The organism is Streptomyces griseiscabiei (genome assembly GCF_020010925.1).
Lineage (GTDB): Bacteria > Actinomycetota > Actinomycetes > Streptomycetales > Streptomycetaceae > Streptomyces > Streptomyces griseiscabiei.
Map to the genome: position 1 here is coordinate 1317321 of NZ_JAGJBZ010000002.1, position 18793 is coordinate 1336113.

Annotated in this window: 18 protein-coding genes; 5 read left to right on the forward strand and 13 right to left on the reverse strand. The window is 68.0% G+C overall.

Features of this window, described 5'->3' with window-relative positions; translation table 11 throughout:
• Positions 1 to 13 precede the first annotated feature (13 nt).
• The 12 genes from J8M51_RS23280 to J8M51_RS23335 all read right to left on the reverse strand — a co-directional run bounded on the left by J8M51_RS23280 (position 14) and on the right by J8M51_RS23335 (position 11594).
• The gene (locus J8M51_RS23280) at positions 14 to 1015 is read right to left on the reverse strand and encodes an NAD-dependent epimerase/dehydratase family protein (RefSeq protein ID WP_256964383.1); all 1002 of its coding nucleotides are present in this window, start codon (positions 1013 to 1015) and stop codon (positions 14 to 16) included.
• A 32-nt stretch (positions 1016 to 1047) separates the two neighbouring features.
• The gene (locus tag J8M51_RS23285) at positions 1048 to 1884 is read right to left on the reverse strand and encodes an aminoglycoside phosphotransferase/kinase family protein (protein ID WP_086755114.1); all 837 of its coding nucleotides are present in this window, start codon (positions 1882 to 1884) and stop codon (positions 1048 to 1050) included.
• Positions 1881 to 2537, reverse strand: coding sequence for a histidine phosphatase family protein (locus J8M51_RS23290; protein ID WP_086755115.1), 657 nt, complete (start codon positions 2535 to 2537; stop codon positions 1881 to 1883). The genes J8M51_RS23285 and J8M51_RS23290 overlap by 4 nt, the downstream gene beginning before the upstream one ends.
• Before the next feature lie 2 nt (positions 2538 to 2539).
• The gene (locus J8M51_RS23295) at positions 2540 to 3298 is read right to left on the reverse strand and encodes a phosphotransferase (protein WP_086755116.1); all 759 of its coding nucleotides are present in this window, start codon (positions 3296 to 3298) and stop codon (positions 2540 to 2542) included.
• A complete protein-coding gene (locus tag J8M51_RS23300) occupies positions 3295 to 4140 on the reverse strand; it encodes a class I SAM-dependent methyltransferase (RefSeq protein ID WP_086755117.1) in 846 nt (281 codons plus the stop codon). Before J8M51_RS23300 ends, J8M51_RS23295 begins: the two co-directional genes overlap by 4 nt.
• A gap of 31 nt (positions 4141 to 4171) precedes the next feature.
• Positions 4172 to 4684 carry a P-loop NTPase family protein gene (locus tag J8M51_RS23305; RefSeq protein ID WP_086755118.1) on the reverse strand — a complete coding sequence of 171 codons (513 nt, stop codon included), beginning with the start codon at positions 4682 to 4684 and terminating at the stop codon, positions 4172 to 4174.
• Positions 4685 to 4780: 96 nt separating this feature from the next.
• Positions 4781 to 5830 carry a glycosyltransferase family protein gene (locus J8M51_RS23310; protein WP_179203036.1) on the reverse strand — a complete coding sequence of 350 codons (1050 nt, stop codon included), beginning with the start codon at positions 5828 to 5830 and terminating at the stop codon, positions 4781 to 4783.
• Positions 5827 to 7545 (reverse strand): carbamoyltransferase family protein, encoded by a 1719-nt coding sequence (locus J8M51_RS23315; protein ID WP_086755120.1) that lies wholly within the window; start codon positions 7543 to 7545, stop codon positions 5827 to 5829. The genes J8M51_RS23310 and J8M51_RS23315 overlap by 4 nt, the downstream gene beginning before the upstream one ends.
• An 8-nt stretch (positions 7546 to 7553) precedes the next feature.
• Positions 7554 to 8504, reverse strand: a complete 951-nt coding sequence (locus tag J8M51_RS23320; RefSeq protein ID WP_086755121.1) for a thymidylate synthase — start codon at positions 8502 to 8504, stop codon at positions 7554 to 7556.
• Positions 8501 to 10252, reverse strand: a complete 1752-nt coding sequence (locus tag J8M51_RS23325; protein WP_256964384.1) for a hypothetical protein — start codon at positions 10250 to 10252, stop codon at positions 8501 to 8503. Before J8M51_RS23325 ends, J8M51_RS23320 begins: the two co-directional genes overlap by 4 nt.
• A 92-nt stretch (positions 10253 to 10344) precedes the next feature.
• Positions 10345 to 11079 carry an HAD family hydrolase gene (locus J8M51_RS23330; protein WP_256964385.1) on the reverse strand — a complete coding sequence of 245 codons (735 nt, stop codon included), beginning with the start codon at positions 11077 to 11079 and terminating at the stop codon, positions 10345 to 10347.
• 23 nt (positions 11080 to 11102) lie between these two features.
• A complete protein-coding gene (locus J8M51_RS23335) occupies positions 11103 to 11594 on the reverse strand; it encodes an ATP-binding protein (RefSeq protein WP_086755123.1) in 492 nt (163 codons plus the stop codon).
• 275 nt (positions 11595 to 11869) lie between these two features.
• Here J8M51_RS23335 and J8M51_RS23340 point away from each other — a divergent pair, with 275 nt between their 5' ends.
• From J8M51_RS23340 to J8M51_RS23350, 3 genes are all read left to right on the forward strand, one after another.
• Complete coding sequence (locus tag J8M51_RS23340; protein ID WP_179203037.1) at positions 11870 to 13255, forward strand: Tat pathway signal protein; 1386 nt, start codon at positions 11870 to 11872, stop codon at positions 13253 to 13255.
• 75 nt (positions 13256 to 13330) lie between these two features.
• Positions 13331 to 13816 carry a TrmO family methyltransferase domain-containing protein gene (locus tag J8M51_RS23345; protein ID WP_086755141.1) on the forward strand — a complete coding sequence of 162 codons (486 nt, stop codon included), beginning with the start codon at positions 13331 to 13333 and terminating at the stop codon, positions 13814 to 13816.
• 434 nt (positions 13817 to 14250) lie between these two features.
• Positions 14251 to 15492 carry a helix-turn-helix transcriptional regulator gene (locus J8M51_RS23350; protein ID WP_086755125.1) on the forward strand — a complete coding sequence of 414 codons (1242 nt, stop codon included), beginning with the start codon at positions 14251 to 14253 and terminating at the stop codon, positions 15490 to 15492.
• Between the two features lie 69 nt (positions 15493 to 15561).
• Here J8M51_RS23350 and cutA read toward each other — a convergent pair whose 3' ends face one another.
• Positions 15562 to 15885 carry a divalent-cation tolerance protein CutA gene (cutA, locus tag J8M51_RS23355; protein WP_086755126.1) on the reverse strand — a complete coding sequence of 108 codons (324 nt, stop codon included), beginning with the start codon at positions 15883 to 15885 and terminating at the stop codon, positions 15562 to 15564.
• A gap of 1062 nt (positions 15886 to 16947) precedes the next feature.
• Here cutA and J8M51_RS23360 point away from each other — a divergent pair.
• Together J8M51_RS23360 and J8M51_RS23365 are read left to right on the forward strand one after the other, a co-directional pair.
• Positions 16948 to 17145, forward strand: a complete 198-nt coding sequence (locus tag J8M51_RS23360; RefSeq protein ID WP_086755127.1) for a helix-turn-helix transcriptional regulator — start codon at positions 16948 to 16950, stop codon at positions 17143 to 17145.
• A complete protein-coding gene (locus J8M51_RS23365; RefSeq protein WP_267299439.1) occupies positions 17142 to 18536 on the forward strand; it encodes a tyrosine-type recombinase/integrase in 1395 nt (464 codons plus the stop codon). Before J8M51_RS23360 ends, J8M51_RS23365 begins: the two co-directional genes overlap by 4 nt.
• Positions 18537 to 18793 lie beyond the last annotated feature (257 nt).

Genomic DNA, 18793 nt, shown 5'->3' on the forward strand with positions numbered 1-18793 from the left:
GAATTCCTGCTGGTTAGGCAGCTTGGCCGTGCATGGTGGGCGCGGCGGTGAGGGTCTGCATGTGGGCGCGCATGCCGCTGTGGAGGTCGACTTGTGCCTGCCAGCCCAGGACCTCGTGGGCGCGACCGGGGTGGGCGCGGGTGGTGAGGACGTCACCGTGGCGGGGGCCGTCCTGCAGCACCTCGATTTCGCGGCCGGCGAGGCTGTTGGCAATGTGGATCACTTCGAGGAGGGAGGCGTTCGCTCCTCCTCCCACGTTGATCACCCCGTGCGCGTGGGGCGTGGTGGCCGCGGCGATGGTGGCGGCGACCGCGTCGTCGATGTAGGTGAAGTCCCGGCGCTGGTGACCGTCGCCGTACAGGTGCAGGGGCTGGCCGGTCAGGGCGGCCAGCAGAGCGCGGTGGGTGAACATGTCGGTGCGTTGGCGGGGGCCGTAGACGGTGAAGTAGCGCAGTGCGACGACGGTGGTGGGGCAGTGCGGCTGCGCGGCGTGGGCGAGGCAGAGCTGTTCTTCGGCGAGTTTGGTGACGGCGTACGGCGACGCTGGATGCGGGTGGTCGGTCTCGACGCTGGGCCCGCCGTCGGTGGTGCCGTAGACGCTGGAGGAGGAGGCGACGACCAGGCGAGGGACGCGCAGACGGCCGACGGAGTCCAGCAGGCGCTTGGTGGCCATGATGTTGGAGGCGACGTAGTCGCCGAACTGGGCTCCCCAGGAGGGGCGGACGCCGGGGATGGCGGCGAGGTGGAAGACGGCGTCCGCGTCGATGAGGAGGGGATCGATGGCACAGCTGACCAGGTCAGCTGTGACGTTCATGTACCCGGGCAGCGACCGCAGGGGGGCGAGGTTGGCTGCGGCAGCCTGGTGGGTGGCCGGGTCGCGACGGTCGACGCCGATGACCGTGGTCCCGGCCTGGACGAGGGCGTGGGCGAGGTGGGAGCCGATGAATCCGGCGGCTCCGGTCACGACGGCCCGGCGCGGAAGTTGGGGGTGCTGGGGGCTCAGCTGCTGTGTCACGGTGCGTCTCCAGTAGCGGTGGGGTTGGCGTTTCAGCTCAGCCGGGTCAGGACCGTGCGGCCGTGGGTGGTGAGGGCGAGATCGTCCTGCTCGTTTCCGCGGACGAGGGCCGTCACCGCCTCGATGGCACCGAAGGATTCGAGGAGGCGTTGCTCGGTGTCGTTGGGGCGGCGGCCGTATCCGGCGTAGAACGCCTCCCTGAGGCGGGGAGCCGCCTGCCAGCGGCGGAATTCGAGACGGGCGAAGTCCCGGATGCGGGCATCACGGCGCATGTGTTCCAGGTCGTACACCCCGAAGGACTCGCCGATGTTCCAGTTCCGCGGCTGGTAGTCGAGGTGGCAGGCCGCGCTGTCCATGAGCGTGCCCGCCAGGACGTCCTGGTGGACGGCCAGCAGTCCGCGTTCGTCGGCGGAAATGAGGCCGGCCTCATCCGCCCGCTGGATCCAGCGGGCGAGGCGGTCTGCCAGGTCGGGGCCGACGGCTCCGGAGCGCGGGATGAGGGTGGCCTGGTGGAGCAGTCGCAGGATACGGCCCGCCTCGTGGTGGACCAGATCTTCCTCGGGCGATCCCGGGGGGACGGTGTCGGCGGGCGTGCCGGACAGCGCGGTCACCAGGAACGTGTGCGTGCTGTCGTGATACCCGACCAGATCGGGCACATGCGCGTTGAGGTGCGGGGCCCAGGTCCGGTATGCATGGACCTCCTGGACATACCGGGCCCGGCCGCCGTGCTGCTTGGCGAAGTATCTGCGTCCCCGGCCGTCGGCCAGCAGGAGCAGGCGGGGCGGAAGGGACGGGTCCGGTATGACGCGGACGGCGCCGATGCGGTCACGGGCCAGGTCCAGGCGCGGATCGACGCGGGACGTGATCATGAGGTGGCCTCCTGCATGGGGAGGGCCTGGTGGGAGGTGTCGTTGTGCCGGTCGAGGATCCATCTCGTCTGGTCGAGCCGGTTGCGGTGGTGCTGCCAGCAGGTGACGGACGCGTGGGTGTGGGTGAAGCCTGCCGGGGAGCCGGGCGGGAGGCCCAGGAGCAGGGTGTGGGCGGCGATCACGGTCTCGCCGTGCGCGGCGAACAGGACGCGGTCGCCCTCGTGTTCGGCGATGAGCTGTGCCAGGTGGGCGCCGGCCCGTTCCAGGTATCCGTTCCAGGTGTCGGAGCCCAGCGCCCAGGGAGTGTCGGGGTGCGCGTGAGGCCCGCCGTCGGCGGCGGTCTTCACCTCGGCCCAGGGTTTGCCGTCGGCGTCGCCGTGGACGGGACCGTCGAGCCGTACGTCCGTGGTGAGCGGGACGCGAAGGGCCTGGCTGATGATCTCGCCGGTCTGGAGCAGGCGCAGGCGCGGCCCGGCGTACAGGGCGTCGAAGGGCTGGTGGCGGTGTTCGTTGGCGAGCCGCCGGGTGACCTGTTCCACCTGGGTGTAGCCGCGGTTGGTCAGTCCGGTGCAGGTCCGAGGTCCGCCCACCAGTCCGTCGGCGTTGCACTGTGCCTCGCCGTGGCGGACGAAGACGAGTTCGGTGGTGATCATGTTCAACCTCGGAGTCTGGGGTAGGCGGGGGGCCAGCCGTAGCTGTAGCCGTTGCGCCCGATGTAGGGGGCGGTCAAAACGGCGTGCAGGGCGAGGAAGTCGTCGAGGCGAGGGCGGTCCGTGGAACCGAGGCGGATGTCGTGGTGCCCGGCGGCCTCGTTGTATGCGCTCAGCGCCGTGCCGATGGCGTCATCGGGGAGCGGTCCGTACGTCAGCAGCAGCGTCGCGATCAGCTTCGCGAGGTCGTACGCCATCGGCGCGAGCGTGAGGTCGTCGGTGTCGACGGTCACGACGGCCCCGGCAGGAGTGATGAGGAAGTTGCGGGGGTTGCTGTCCTTGTAGAAGGAGACGGGCCCCTCCGCCGTCTTCTCCAACAGCGCCAACACCGCGTACAGGGCGGCCTTGTTGGGTAAGTAGCCCTGCTCCAGGCGGCGTTGGAGCGCGACTCGGCGGGGGCCGAGGTAGTCGGCGAAGGCAGTGCCGTCCTGGAAGCGGTGCGGTGTGGCCAGATCGGCGGCCTGAAGGTCGCTGGCCCAGGCGCCGCCGTGGGCATGGCCCAGCAGCGTGGCCAGCGCGGTCAGGTCCTCGGGCTGGACTGGGCGTCCTTCGATCCACCGGTACGTCAGGCTGGCATGCCTGATCACCACGAACGCCGGCAGTCGCATGGGGTGCGCGTGCTCGGTGAGCCACCAGTGGTGACGGACGGCTGCGGAGACCTGATCGGGTGTCTCGTAGAACTTGGTGAAGTGGGCGCTCGTCATGATCGGCCCTCCGGGGGCCGGGCCACGACGAACGTGATGACGGACCGGGCGGTCAGCGGCTGGTCCGGCACGAACTCGTGCAGTACGGCGGCCAGGGCGCCCGGCTGGCCGTACAGCCCCGGGGCGAGGTCGTACTTCGGGTTGGTGGCCAGGTATTCGGCGATGTGGTCGTGGCCGTCGAAGGTGAAGACGTGTTCCTCGTTCTCGACGGTCACGACGTCGAGCGATGTCGCGGCCAGCGCGGCGAGGTTGCCGCTGTGCGCCGAGACGTACAGGCTCTCGTGCTGCTCGGCGAGAGGGTCGAGGCCCGCGGTGGCGGCCAGCTGGTCCAGCTCCCGGTAGCTGTCGAGGCTCTTGGTGACCAGCACGGCTAGCCCGCCGGGGGCGAGGACGCGGTTGATCTCCGCGACGACCGCCTGCGGGCGCGTTGAGTGGTACAGGCAGAACGCGGCCACCGCCAGGTCGCACGAGGCTGTGGGCAGGGGCAGTTGGTGGAAGTCGCCCTGGAGGAAGCTCACCTGCACGCCCGGCAGATGGCGGGTCCGCTCGCGGGCCTGGTCGATCAGGGCCGGGGCCGCGTCGAATCCCACGACCCGCTCCGGGTTCAGCAGGCTGGCCAGCATCGCGCTGCTCGTGCCGCGACCGCAGCCGATGTCCAGGACGACACCGAGACGGTCCGCTCGCGCGTGGTGCGCCCACACCAGCTCGACGATCGTGTCCGGCACGGGTCGGCCTGCGGTCTTGGCCCGCATCAGGGCGTTGGACCGGCCGGCGAGGCGAGACGGATCGCCGTAGAGGTCCGCCTGCCGCACGGGGTCGAGGAAGGGATTGACCTCGGTCATGCCGCGCCCTCCCCTCGCGGGCGCGGATGGCTCAGCTGTGCTGGGCGGCCACCTGTTGCAGCCAGCGGCGCGTCTGTCGCCGGTTGGCCAGCAGCACGAGGTCGGATCGGCTGGAGGCGAACTCGTCGATCTTGGCCATGACGCGCGGGCGCATCTTGCGGCGGTACGTCGCCACGTACTTGATCACGCCCCAGTGGATCCGGTTGTGCACCCCGTTGCCCTTGTGCCCGGCCCCGTGCCGCAGCTGCCGGGAGAAGATCCCGTACAGCGCGGAGATCGTGGACACGTCCATGAGGACCACGGTGTCGCAGGACTCCAGCCGGATCTGGAGCGTCGAGTTGTAGTTGCCGTCGATCACCCACCGCGGTTCGGCAACGAGCTCCCGCTGCAGCTCGGCGAACTTGTCCATCGGCAACGCGTTCCAGTCGTCGTCGTAGAACGCGGCGTCCAGATGCGTCACCGGGGCGTCGAGGATCTTCCCCAGCTCGCGGGCCAGGTACGACTTGCCGCTGCCTCCGCAGCCGACAATGGCAACCTTCATCATGGTGCTCCAGCTTAGAGTCGCTTGCGTGCCCGGGCGGACCGGCCGCCGGGACACATCCGGATGATCCAGGCAGGCCGGCCTGGAAGGTCTGTCGCATCAGGCCGCTCCTCGCTCGTCCGCGCCACAAACGAGCGTGGCCAGCACGCTCTCCAGGGCGTCGACCTGCCGGCTCAGGCGGAACAGGTCCAGGCGGTCCAGACAGGCCCGTATCAGGTCCGCGTGCTGCTGGCTCCCGGCGATCTTCCGGAGATGGGCAAGCCGTTCGATCACCTCGTGACCGGAGGCCACGATCAGCTCGGCGGGCACGAACTCCTCGACGTGGCGGATGTCGGCCGGCGCCAGCGGCAGGCAGCCGGCGAGCACCGCCTCGAAGATCCGTTGGGTCATCTGCCCGACCGCGGCATACCGCTCGGGCAGCATGAGAACGGTGGCCAGGGACCTGCCATACAGTGCGTGAGCCTGCTGGAACGGGACCCGTCCGAGGAAGCGGACATGCGGCCAACGGTCGGTCCGGGCCCACTTGCCGCCGACGAGGTGCGCCACGTGTGCGGCGGCAGGGGCGAAGTAGCGATCGAAGTGGGCGTCGCGGTCGTACTGGTTGCCGACGTAGCCGAGCACCAGGTCACGCGGCTGCGCGGTGAGTGCGACGGGGTCGGCTTGGGCCAGGAGCTGGTCGTCGACGGGGAAGAGCAGGCGGTGGGCGCCCGGTGAGGGTTCGAGGGCCGCTTCACATACCGCGGTCTGCAGGGTGCCGCGCCAGATGCTCTCGTGCCGCAGTGTGCGGTCCTTGTCCCAGATCACGGTTGGCGCGCCGCGCCGCGCGGTGTAGTGGGTGATGAGTTCGGCCTGGCGGTGCAGGTCACAGGTGTGGCCCTCGGTGCCGCACGGGGTCGTGTTGCGTCCGTCGATCGCCCAGCGCCATTCGAGGAACAGCGCATCGATCTTCGGGATGCCGGTGTCGAAGGCGTAGGTGCCGCCGAGGTCGTCGTCGGCTTCCAACAGGTCGCGGTTGGCCTGGAGGAAGACGATCTCGTGCCCGCGGGCGATGAGGGCGTCGATGAACGGGCGGCGGTGGCTGCGGCCCCCGTCCGGGGTGTTGGTGATGCCGTTGCCGAGGAAGCCCCAGAAGCTGTATCCGATCTTCATTTGGTGATCCACCGGTCTTCCAGCAGCAGAGCGTCGAGGCCGGAGTCGGCCAGGCAATCCAGGGCCATGGCCGGTGTCCCGCAGATGGGCTTGCCCTTGACGTTGAGCGAGGTGTTGATGAGGACCGGGACTCCGGTGCGGCGGGCGAAGGCGGTCAGGACCGCGTGCATGAACGGGTTCTGTGCGGCAGTGACGGTCTGCAGGCGGGAGGTGCCGTTGGCGTGGATGATGGCCGGCACCCGCTCGCGTGCGGTCTCCGTCACGCCGGAGGCCATGGACATGTAGGGCGCCTCTTGTCTGAGCGTGAAGAACTCCCGGGCGCGCTCGGCCAGGACCATGGGAGCGAAGGGCCGGAAGTGCTCGCGGTATTTCACGGTGGCGTTGAGTCGTTCCACGACGCCGGATTCCAGGGGCGACGCGAGGATCGAGCGGTTTCCCAGGGCGCGGGGTCCGGCTTCCACCCGGCCTTGGAACAGGCCAGCGATCACGCCGTGGGCGAGCTGGTCGGCGAGGAACTCGGCGGTCTCGATGCCCAGCATTTTCTGCTGCAGCCCGGGCCACGGGGTGAGGTCGAGGGTGAGGTCGTGGAAGGACGGACCGAGGTAGCAGGCGCGGGCGACGCCCGAGACGGGGCGTCGGCTTCCCGCGCCCATGTGCAGGGCGACCGCGGCGCCGAGCGCGGTGCCGGCATCACCCGGGGCGGGGGGCACGAAGACCTCGTCGAAGATGCCAGCCTCGATGATGCGCCCGATGCTCACGCAGTTCGTGGCGACTCCGCCGCCGACGCACAGGCGGCGAGAGCCGGTGATCATTCTGGCTCGCCGGGCCAGGTGCAGCATGACCTGCTCGGTGCGCTCCTGGAGCGCCGCGGCCAGGTCCTGGTGGACGTCCACGAGCGGCTCGTCCGAGTGTCGCGCGGGGCATGTCTCGGAGGTGAAGCGACGTGAGGTCCGGGGGTAGCCGGAGGACAGCGTGCGCGGGGGGAAGTAGGCCGGGTCGACGAAGAAGCCGGCCGCCGTGGTGCGGACGGCGCGCGCGAACAGGTGCCGGAACCGCTTGGGATCGCCGAGAGCGGCGAGGGCCATCACGGTGCCTTCCTCGTCCCCGCGGCGCCACCCCAGGTGTTCGGTGACTGCGCCGTACACGTAGCCCAACGACGCCGGGTCGTGGAGTGCCTCGACGATGCGGGTGCGCGGTCGCAGCGCTTCGTGACCGTGGCCGATGGTGGTGGTCTGCCGTTCGCCGAGGCTGTCGACGACGAGCACTGCGGATTCGGCCCACCCCGACGCGGCGAAGGCGGCCATCTGATGGGCCCGGTGGTGCTGGACCGGTGTGACGCGGGCGGAGGGGAACAGCCGGCCGAGGGTGCGGACGCGGTGCTGGGTGCGCAAGGCCACCTTGGCGAAGCCGTGGGCCCTGGGTAGCGCCCGCTCGCGTGTCGTCGCCGACAGGGTCAGGCGCAGTGCGGCCGGGGACTCGACGAGGTAGCGGGCGGGCTGGAAGTTGTAGGCGACCGCGTCGACATCGCCGGCGGTGATCCCGGCCTCCTTCAGCAGCCATTCGACCGCCTGGCGTGGATATGCCTTGGTGTGCTTGGCCTCGGACAGCCGCTCTTCCTCGACGAATCCGATCAGGTCCCCGTCGACCAGCAGCGCGGCGGCCGAGTCGTGGGTGTAGGAGCACAGGCCGAGAATGACGGACGGAATGTGGTCCATGGCGGCCGTCACCTGACCCCTGCCACAGTGCGGGCGGACGCGGCGCGGCGGTTCAGCTCGCTGTACCAGGACGCCAGCGCCGGGCCGAGTGGGCCGTTGATCCGGTGGGCCCGTTGCCGTGCCGGATCGCGAAGGTTGTCCTTCCACAGCCGGTAGCTGTGCATCGTTTCGGTCATGGCGTCCCAGCCCGGATGTCCCGTCAGTTCCCCGGCCTGGACGTGCCGGAGTAGCTCGTCGAAGCCGTCCCACGGGGTGCGGAGGTCGGGCATGATCTCGCTCGCGCTGAGCGAGGTGAGGTGCGCGGCCTGGTCGAGATGGTGCTCGTAGATGTGCAAGGACCCCACGTGGTGGTGGAAGTCGCCGAGCTCGGCACCGAGCCACCCGGCAACCAGCTCGTGCAGGACTGTGTAGAAGAACAGGTCGTACGGCAGGCCGATCCACACGTCCTGGCCGCGCATGGTGGTCGTCATGTGGAGGCGGCCGGCGCGCAGGTGGAAGGCGAAGCCGAGCGTGCAGGGCACGTCCTTGTGCCCGGCGGCGTCCAGGGCCGGGTCGTACAGCTGTATCAGGGCCCTGCGGGAGTCGGCGTCCTCTGTGAGGATTTCGACGACGCGGCGCAACTGGTCAACCTTCCCAGCCCAGTTCCGCATCCGTGGCCCGTACGCGCCTCGCAGTACGCCGTCATCGGCGTACTGCCTCAACCGGGCGTTGTAATCAAAGATCCAGTCGGCGTCCGAGCCGGAGAGGTGCCAGACGGTCTCGGCTACCGCGAACGCCGGATTGAGGATCCGCGCCGGCGGTGCGGACAGCAGCCTGGCTCGGGGCTGGGTCAGCAGCATGTGGACGTCGAGGACCTCGCGGGTCGCCATGCTGCGGGGCGCGACCTTCTCGCCGCTCTTCGCCAGGGTGACGGCCCCGGCGAAGAGTTCGGCGACGCTGTCGCCGGTCAACTGGGTCATCGGGCACGGACTCCTTCGCCCCGCGCCTGTGTGCGATCAGCGCCGGGGGCATCGTGGTGGACGGGGTCGGGGTATGCGGCAGTGCCGTCGGCACGGCTGAGGATGAGGTGCGCGATGTCGGCAGCGCTGCTGCCGCGCCACCGGCACACCGCATCCGGCATCGTCTGGACGGCGGGCTGGTCGGGACGGGCCAGCGCGGAGAGTGCGTCGGCGACCTCGTCGGCACTGGTGCAGCGCGAGGCGAGGCCGTGGTCGGCCAGCCCGAGCGTGCGCTCGCCTGCCGGACCGCATTCAAGGACGGGCACGTTCAGGAGAGCCGCCTCGATACCGCAGGTCGAGTACGCACTCGCCAGAGCATCGGCACCGGCAAAGCACCCCCGTGCCCCGATGCGCGGGTCGGACACGGCTACGAGGGGTCCGTCCTTGCGGCGGGTCAGGCTGGAGAACGCGTCGGCGCTCTGGGCGGGGTGAGGGGCGATGACAAGTCCCCAGTCACCGTCGGCTCGACGGAGCCCGTCCATGAGCAGGTTCGCCTGGGCGCGGAGCCGGTCAGGGCCGAAGGGCTGGCAGGCCCACACCGCGATCCGGGCGGGCTCACGTCCCGCGGCTCCAGCCATCAGCTGTGCCAGAAAACGGCGTTGGGCCTCACGGTCGAGATGAACCAGGCCGTCGAAGCGAGGCTGGCCCAGGACGTGGACCTCGGCGTCGGGATGCCGCGTCCAGGCGTTCGCGAGAGCGGCGTCGCGTTCGCCCATGACCACGATGTGACGGCTGTGGAGAGCAGGCCACGCGACCGACTCGGCTGTCCACGCCCCGTGCTGAACGTGCACCGTATTGATTTCATGGCGATCGGCCACATGTACGGCGAGTGCTCCCAGCGGGCTGGTGTCGTTGCTGACCAGCAGGGTGTGCGGCCGGGCCGCGGCAAGGACGTCGTCCAGCCAGGCTTCCGCTTCCACAACGGATCGCCACGACGGCTGGGTGCATCCCCCGCTCGTCTCCAGCAGCACGGACAGGAGCCGGACCAGCCGGCCCAGCAGCACTGTGTGCTCCTCCACCCGAACGACGGCGCTGCCCTCTTGCGGCCGGAGCCCTTCCACAGCGCCCCGGAGCCCGAACAAACCAGCGGACGGCGAGCGCAGTCCCACTTCTCCGGAATCTGGAGCCGGACAGCGTTCCTCCGCATCGGTGGCGAGGTCGATCAGCAGGCTCCGCCGCCCGCCACGCGCGAGGACGTCGAGAACGGGGAGCAGCGTGGCCGCGTGACGAGACGACCAGGACAACGCCACCACATCACTGCTCAAGTCCCCGGAAACAGACGTGGCCGCAGCGGCTACCTGAGGCGCGGGAAAGGTGCGTAATGGCGCCGAGCGCAGCGGGTTGTGCGGGGCTGCCGCGCCCAGTACGAAGGCAACACCGGACCAGCTGACGGTGTAGGACCGGTACTCCCGCGAACTGCTCGACCGCACCCCGACGAGTCCCTCGTACGGAGCGAGCGTCATTGGGCCGGGGGCCTTCGCGAACGGCTCCCAGGCAGTGAGCGCCATCAGCCTGCGCACCATTTGCGCCACCAGACGCCGGACCGGCACATGCTGCACGTAGAGCCATCCCGCGCCGCCCGGTGTCGCCGCGAGGTGCGCGCCGTACGTCTCAAGGGCACCCATGATCCGGTCGACGTGCTCATCCACCTCGCCCGAGTCGAGCGGCAGGGCCTCCAGGTCGCGTGTGGTGATCTGCTCCGCGCGCATGTTGGCGAGAGCGCCCTCTCCCACCAAGGCCCACAACGGCTGCCCAGCGGCACCGGTCCGGACCAGGCCGAGGGCGCTGTGCCCGACTTCCCTCACAACAGGCCCCCTTCGATGAACGGGGCCGGAGGGGTGGTGACGCCGAGGAGGTGTAAGAGCTCTCTGGGTGATTCGGCGACCACGGGAGACGGGCCATTCGGACGGCCGTATCCCCAACCCGCATGGATATAGGGGACGCCGGCCCGGCGGGCAGCCTCCTGGTCGACCGCCATGTCGCCCACGAATTTCGCGTCGGCCGGATCAGTGCCGAGGTCGATCAAGGCGAGCAGGAGCGGGTCCGGCGCCGGCTTACCCCGCCCCGGCCCGCCGGGTCCGCGAACCGTCGCGAATGGGCAGCCCAGTTCCGCGAGAAGAGGGGCTGCCCGGAGCAGCGGCTTGGACGTGACGACCCCGAGCGACCAGCCGGCGGCAGCGACCGCGAGAAGCACGTCCGTGATGCCATCGAACGCTCGGGCCAGGTGGGCCGCAGCCGCAGACGCTTCCGTGTATGTCCGGTGGATCTCCTGGGCGTTGGGCAGGCCGAGACGTTCCATGATGTCGTCGAAGGGGCGGCCGAGGTGTTCTTGGTACGCCGAGAAGGGCACCACGAGGCCGTGTGCCTCCTGGACTGCGCGCCAGGCACTCTCCATCACCGGAAGCGTGTCGACCAGGACACCGTCCAGGTCGAGGAGGAGGCCAGGCCCGGCCTCGGAGCCGGAGTCGGCCTTGCTCCCCGTGACGGAGGACGAAGTGGAGAGACATGGTTGGGGAGGCATGGCGAAGGTCTCCAAAGAGGACAAGGGGATGACAAGGTTCAGGAAGTGGGGGTCGGATCCGGGCGCTTGATGAAGGCGAGCACCCGCTTGCCGGCTCCGTCCTCGGTGGGGCAACTGGACCAGCTCTCGGCCATCGCCGACACGAGCTGCAGGCCGCGTCCGCTGATCGCGTCTTGATCGGGAACCCGCTCAACTGGGGCGTGAGGCGAGTTGTCTTCCACCTCGATCGTCACGACATCGGCTTGGACCACGAGCGTCAGCGTGATCTCCTCGTTGCATACGCCCTGTTCTGTGGACCGATCCCTCTCCACAGCCTCGGAGGAAACTCGGCCATATCGCTCGGCGTTGGTGGTGAGTTCACTGACGATCAGCACCGCATCGTCCAAGAGGTCGTCCAGCCCCCAGGCACTGAGCGCATCGCGGGTGAAGGACCGAGCCACCCGAGGGGCACTGTCATTTGCCGCCAGCGTCAGACTCTTCTGATGCTCGGGGGCGTCGGCGTAGTCGTCCTGGGCCTGTGGCCGATTCATGCCCGGCTCCTGACGGCTCGTACCTGGGCGGACTGCGGCTCCCAGTCCTCTTCCGCCCCCGAGACAGCGGTAGCGGCAGTTGAGCCGCCGGGAAAGGTCCTGGCGTCGGCACCAGACGAGTGGCTGGTCTTCACCGGATTTCCTCCCAGGCAAAGGCAGATGGTGGTTTCGTTGACCTTGAGCGAACCGTGAATGACGACGGGTTGGTATCCCCGGCCAGTCCGTGAGGCCGTCAAACCCGTCAAAGATCGTTCTCTTGTGAACGGGGACGCGTGATGGCACGCAGGAACGAACAACTTGCCGCTGTGATTGCGGAGACCGGCTGGTCGCAGCCCAAGGTTGCTGCGGCGGTGGTCAGGGTTGCCGCGGAGGTTGGCGCGGACGAGCTGTTCAGCACGAGCCGTTCGCACATCGCGATGTGGATCTCCGGGACACGCCCCGCCGGCAGGGCACCCCGTATCTTGTGCGAGACGCTGTCCCGGCGGCTGCAGCGCCCGGTCACCCTGGCGGAAATCGGGCTCGCGGCATCGACTCTCGAGGCCGCCCCGGCATCCGAATGGCGCGTCGATACGCTGACCGCGCTGGTGGATCTGGGGAGGAGCGACGTGGACTTGGAACGCCGCCAACTGCTGGCTGGTGCCGCCTACTCGGTAGGTGGCCTGGTGCTGCCCGCCCAGCAGTGGTGGGACGACGCCCCAGAGCGAGCCAGGTCCCGTCCAGCAGCAACAAGTCGTCGGATCGGTGCCGGCGAGGTCGCCGCCGTCCGCGAGATGACCGAGTTCTTCTCCAAGCGAGACCAACGGCACGGCGGGATGGACGGCCGCACAGCCCTGCGGCAGTACATCCTCGATGATGTCGCTGGATACGTGGGTGGGGACTTCAAAAGCGAGGAGACTCGTCGCGACCTTCTTGCTGCCGCATCCGAAGCTGTGTACGTGGCCGCCTGGATGAGCTTCGACGCCTCTCAACACGAAGCAGCACGCCGCTACTTCACACTGGCCCTGAAGCTCGCAGCCGAAGCCGACGAAGCCCCGCTGGCGGGTCACATTCTGCGCGCCATGGCCCATCAGGCAACCGATTTGGGGCATCCCCGCGCAGGGGTGAGACTTGCGGCAGCGTCCGTGGACCGAAAGCGGTACACCCTGGCAACACCTCGGGAGCGCGCGCTGCTCGGTGTCGTACAGGCGCGCAGCCTCGCGACCGACGGGCAGAAGCGTGAGGCGATTGCAGCCCTTCTCCGGGCCGAGGACGACCTCGCTGCGGCCCGACCCGGTGACGAAGATCCCCACCGGGTGTGGTTCTTCCAACAAGCCTCGCTGGCTCACGAGACGGCACGCACCCTGTGGACCCTCGGCGACCTTGAAGGGGCGCTTCGCGAGTTCAACAACAGCGTGCTGACACGGAAGGCCGTCACGTTCAGCCGGACCCACGCCGTGACACTGGGCTACATGGGCACGGTGCAGGCCAAACAGGGCAACGTCGAGGCGGCCTGCCACACGTGGGCACAGGCACTTGACGCAATGGAAGGCGTCCAGTCGGGAAGAGCCCGGGAGGCCGTCGTGAACATGCGCAGGGTGTTGTCTCCCTTCCGAAACCGCGGGATCCACGCGGCAGCGGAGATCGACGAGCGAGCCAAGGCCGTACTCGAACGAGTAGCCTGACGGCGCCGTGGTGGCGAGGACGAACACGGTGCAGCCGTGCGTCCCGCCCTGCTCGAAATCGAGAAGGGGAAAATCGTGTCCGCACAGTCCATCGAAGTGCCTGTGATCGCCACTGTTGTGGGAGGCCACACCGGGCGGCTCGACGACTTCAAGGGCGGTGTGGAATCGATCATTCGATTGCGGCCAGACTACCCCGTGGAGACCCTGCAGGGCATCGAGGAGTTCTCGCACCTCCAGGTCACCTGGTTCTTCAACCTCGGGGCGCCTGATGACGTAGCCCTGCATGCCCGCAGCCCACGCGACAATCCGGCGTGGCCGGCGACCGGGACCTTCGTACACCACAACCACCGCCGGCCCGCCCGGCTGGCGACCTCCTTTCCTCGGCTTCTCCGCGTTGACGGGCGCGATCTGCACGTGACCGATCTCGACGCAGATGACGGAACGGAGGTGGTGGATCTGGTGGCCGTGTTCGAGGAGATGCTCCCTCGCGGCCCCATGACTCAGCCCTCTTGGCCGAGCGAGATGCTGATGGACTACTGGCGAGACGCTGCCGAACGCTGAGACGGCGGCATCGCTGAAACCCGAGTTGATCAATCGTATGAGGCAGTGTCCGCTAGGCATACCTCGCGAGCAGGCGTGTACCGAACAGGTCATCACCATGCTCCCTTGGGACGTCTGGAACCGATCGGCGGCTCTCACGCTCGGTAGCGCCAGAGACTCGCTCCCCGACGGTGCGTAAAGAGCCAGCCGCGACCTGACGGCTTGACTGCGTTGCAGGGGAGCCCACTTCTGGGGCCAAGTTCTGCCCGCCAGGTTGATCCCCATCGCGAGCGGGAGCGGTGCCACCCTGCGGAACATCGTCATGGGCTCATCGCATCGTGTGCCCCGGCCTCGGACCAGGGGAATTGAGAGGGGGAAAAACTTGTCAAGGGGGGAAACTGGAGGGGGGAATTGAGGCCATGATTGGATTCCGCCCACCAACAGAGGTCAGACTCATGCCAGATCCGTTCGCCGACCTGCTCCTCCGGCTGCGGCAGGATGCGGGCAGGACGCAGGAGCAGCAGGCAGAGGCGATCAACGTTGTCTCCGGCCGGGACACCATGACCCGCAGAGAGATCAGCCGCTACGAGAACTTTGAAACCATTCCCACCAGCCACACGATCGGTCACATTGCGGCGGCCTGCGGTGTTCCTTCCGAGGTGTTGCAGCGGGAGGCCAAGGCAGCACGCGCTCGGAAGAGAAGGGGGCATGCCGATGCAGGGGAGGACCAGGACGCCGTGAAGCGCCGCACATTACTGGGTGGCGCTGCGATCGGCGTGAGCACAGCGGCCGAGCCCTGGGGGCGCCTCGCATTCGCCCTCCGCCAAGGGGCCAAGATCGATAGGGTCGCCGCTATCGCGCTCATCGACCGGGCTGCTGATCTGCACGTTCAGGAACTCAGCCTCAGCGCCCGGCGCTTGCAGAGCACTGTCGAGTCGCATCTTGACGCGATCACCGCGGCCTTGCCTCACGCCGGTGAGCACGAACGCGCACTCACCATCGCGGCCGGGGAGACCGCCGCCCTGGCCGGATGGGTGGCCTGGGATCTGGGGGAGCTTGACAAAGCCGACGCCTACTACAAGGTCACGTCGCAGTGTGCGACGACCGCCGGACACCCACCACTCCGAGCTCTGGCTTTGACCTACGCCAGCTACGCCACCTCGACGCCGAGGGCGAAGGTTGAACTCCTCTCTCAAGCGGCCAGGGACGTGCGAGGCCATGGCAACGCAACAGCTGCTGCCTGGGTCCTCGGCAGGCATGCCGAGGAGGCTGCGGCGGCCGGCGATGAGACGGGGGCGCTCCGGGCGTTGGAGCGTGCACGGTTCGTCTACGACTTCGCGGATCACGCCAGCGAGCAGGCATGGGTTCGGTTTGTGACCCCATACCGCATGGACTCGTTGGCCCTTTCCGTGTACGGCCAGCTGGGGCGCCCCGAACTCGCGTCCACAGCTGACACTGCACTCGGCCGCCTTGGAAGGGAGCTTCCGGACGGGGGCGTCGTGGTTCTCGGCGATCTGGCTTCGGCCCTCCTGCGCGGGGGCGACGTTGACCAAGGCGTTTACGTGTCACGTCAATTCGCGGCAGCAGCTCAGGCTAAGCCCAACACAATGGGCAAGGAGCGCGCACAAGCCATCGCTGCGTCCCTTCCAGCCAGCGAGCAAGAACTAGCCCTGCACCTTGCGCAGTTCGCAGCATGAGCACCCTTGTATGGGCGACGCGGGCAAACGCGGGGGCGACGAAGCCGCCGAACCCTGGCTCAGCGTTTCTCAGCCCGATGTCGTTTCCTCGGCAACCCAGGAGAGGTACGCCTCCGACCCCCCAGTCACGGGCAGTGTGATCCACTGGGGGACGTCGTACGGGTGCTTCTCGTGGAGCCAGGCTTCCAGTGCTGGGAGACGGTCTGATGTTGTCATGTACGAGATCCGCCACTCCTGAGCTGCCTCGACCTTGCCTTCCCACCAGTAGTGGGCGGTGATCGGCCCATCGATGTGAACGCCGGCTGCCAGCTTGCTCTCGACCGCGCCTCGGGCCAGCGCCTTCGCCAGGTCCTCGCTGTCGCTGGTCGTCTGCGCGATCACAATGTCGGTCATGCCGCTGCCTCTCAAGCCGGGAGTAACCCGACCCTATCCAGCGGCGCCCCGGGGGCACGCAGGTACCAGGACATGAGACGACCAGAATGGGCGCGGCCCTGATCCAGCCCTCCTTGGGGAGACGAGGATGAGTCGTGCTGTCTCGACCTCAACGTTGAACGCGCCTTAAGGCAGCATGCCCGCACCAAGGGACCGTGACTATCTACAGCTAGGGATTCGCCCACGGCAGACAAGAAATAGCTCCTAAAGACTGGAAAGGTGCGCCGGGACCATGTCAACGTACAACGTCCCGCAAAACACCAGGTCAACGGTGCTGCTACTCGGTGCGATCAGGTTCCCGAAACCGCTCGAAATGACGCGCCGCATAAGTTGGCCCGCTGGCGTGGCTCCGACTTGGGAGGCCCGTCTGTCTGAATCCGCTATCCGATCTGCCCGCTTCACTTCACCCGCGCTGACTGTCCTTGGCGGACTGAGGATCTATTGCAACGGGGATACCGCGGTAATCGTGTTGTCCTCGCGTATGTCGCGGGGCATCCCGGTGCCCCAAGTGGCAAGTGGAAGCGGCCTGCTGGGTTCCCGAGCGTCGCGCCACGGCGAATCTCGACTGGCTCGTGGACGACGGCCTGCTGACGGTCGCCTCGGACGGCGCGCCCCGAGCCCTGCGTTCGTATCTAATCCCTTCGCCGACGGCGAGCCCAAGAAGACGCCAGGTATGTGATGCGGCGCGCAACATAGCCGACGATCGCCGGTTAGCCAAACCGGCGATCGTCGCGACTATTGAGGTGTTCGCATTCGGCTGCGCTTGGCGGTGGAGTCGTGGCGATGCAGGCAGCTTCGCGTTGGCAAGAGGAGGCGCGGGGCAACTCTGCTGCGGCGCTTCCCGCCGTAGGCAGCGCGGGTCGCCGGCAGGCGGCCGTCCTTGCGTAGACCGCGCGAGGTGTTGCTGTCGCATCCCCTGTCGCTCCTCGTTCCTCAGCAAGGAAACCCTGCCATGCGCCGATCCGCGATACCCCCTGCTGAGATGACGCCGAGTCCTGTCCTCGACGCCTGCGAGGCGGCGGCGTGGCAGTAGCAGCTCGGCCCGGGGCAAAGCTGACGGTCGATGACGTGTGCGACGAGCTGGGGATTGCTCGATCCACCTTCTACGACTGGCGACAGAAGGGGCGAGGACCACGCTGCATCCGCCTTCCCAACGGAAGCCTCCGGATACGGCGTAGCGATTTCGAAAACTGGCTTAGTGATTGTGAGGACGCATCTTGATCGATGGCACGTTTGACGTACGGATCTACAACATCGAGCGCCGGACCCGAGCGAACGGATACACCTACAAGGTGGTCTGGAAGGTCGGCACCAAGAAGCACAGCAAGACCTACCCGACCAAAGCACTCGCGGATGCCCGACGCTCCGATCTGTTGACCGCAGTCAAGCGTGGCGAGCCCTTCAGCACCGAGACCGGCATGCCGATCTCGTACTCCAGCAAGGCCGCGGACACCAACTGGTACGACTTCGCGGTCGAGTTCGTCGACAAGTCCTGGCCGCACTTCTCCGCCAACCAGCGGAAGAACGTGGCCAAGGCGATGACCCCCGCGACCATCGCCTTGCTCCGGACGCCTCCGAAGCAGTTCGACCCGGTCAAGGTGCGGACCGCGCTGCGCGAGTGGGCCTTCAACTCCAAGCGCCGGACCAACCCCGAAGAGTCGATGCCCGACGAGGTTCGCGTCATCCTCGACTGGGTCCAGCGCAATACGCTGTCGATGGCAGCGTGGGAGCAGTCGGACCGAATCGACACGGTCGTCTCCGCTCTCGGAACGCTGCTGGACGGCACTGCCGCAGCGGCCAGCTCCGTGTCCCGCAACCGGCGGATCATGAACCTGGCGATGGAGTACGCCGTCCGCCACGGCATCCTCCGCCAGAACCCCCTGCCGAAGGGCAAGGGTAGTGGAGGGGGTGCACCCAAGGTCGCTCAGGCCATCGACAAACGCTCTCTGCTGAACCCTGAGCAGGTCACCGCGCTCCTCGATTGGATCGGCAAGCGGCCCCTGCGGCGGGGGCCTCTCTATCGGGCCTTCTTCGCGACCCTCTGCTACGCAGGTCTCCGCCCGGAGGAAGCCGTCGCGCTTCATGTGAGCGACGCCATACTGCCCGAAACGGGCTGGGGTGAATTCATCGTCCACAGCGCCCGGCCGGAGGTCGGCAGCCAATGGACCGACAGCGGAGAGCCTCACGATGACCGTGACCTGAAGGGGCGAGCGGAGGGCGACACCCGCACTGTGCCCATCCACCCCGACCTTGTCGCCTTCCTTCGCGAGGTCATCGTCCAGTACAAGCTCAAGCCGACCGACCTCCTCTTCCCCGGAGAGTTTGGCGGCAGGCTGTCCGGCTCGGTGTTCCGACGGGTCTGGGACAAGGCCCGAGCGGAGGTCCTCCAGCCCCACGAGTACAAGTCGCCGGCGGGTAAGCGCGTGTACGACTGCCGCCACACCTGCCTCACCGCGTGGCTCAATAAGGGCATACCTCCGGCCCAGGTCGCCGAGTGGGCCGGGAACAGCGTGCCCGTGCTCCTGGCCATCTATGCGCGGTGCATCGTCGGTCAGCGGGACAACTACCTGAAGCAGATCTACGACGTCAGGTATGTCGGCAAGGCAGAGTAAGCCCGGATGCGAGAAGGGCGGTGTGGGACCTCCATGGATGGGGTCCCACACCGCCCTTCGGCGTTGCTCGGCAGACGTTCTTTTGGTGTATCTGAGTGGTGGAGGCTGGGGGACGCATGGGGGACAGACACCCGTAGAAACCCAGTTTCAGCCGGTGTCAGCCGGACTCCCACGCCTTTCGGCGAACCGGCGTAGGCTGGAAATGTACGGAGGTCAGACACAGTCTGACCAGGCAAAATGCGGTCCGCCTGACGCGA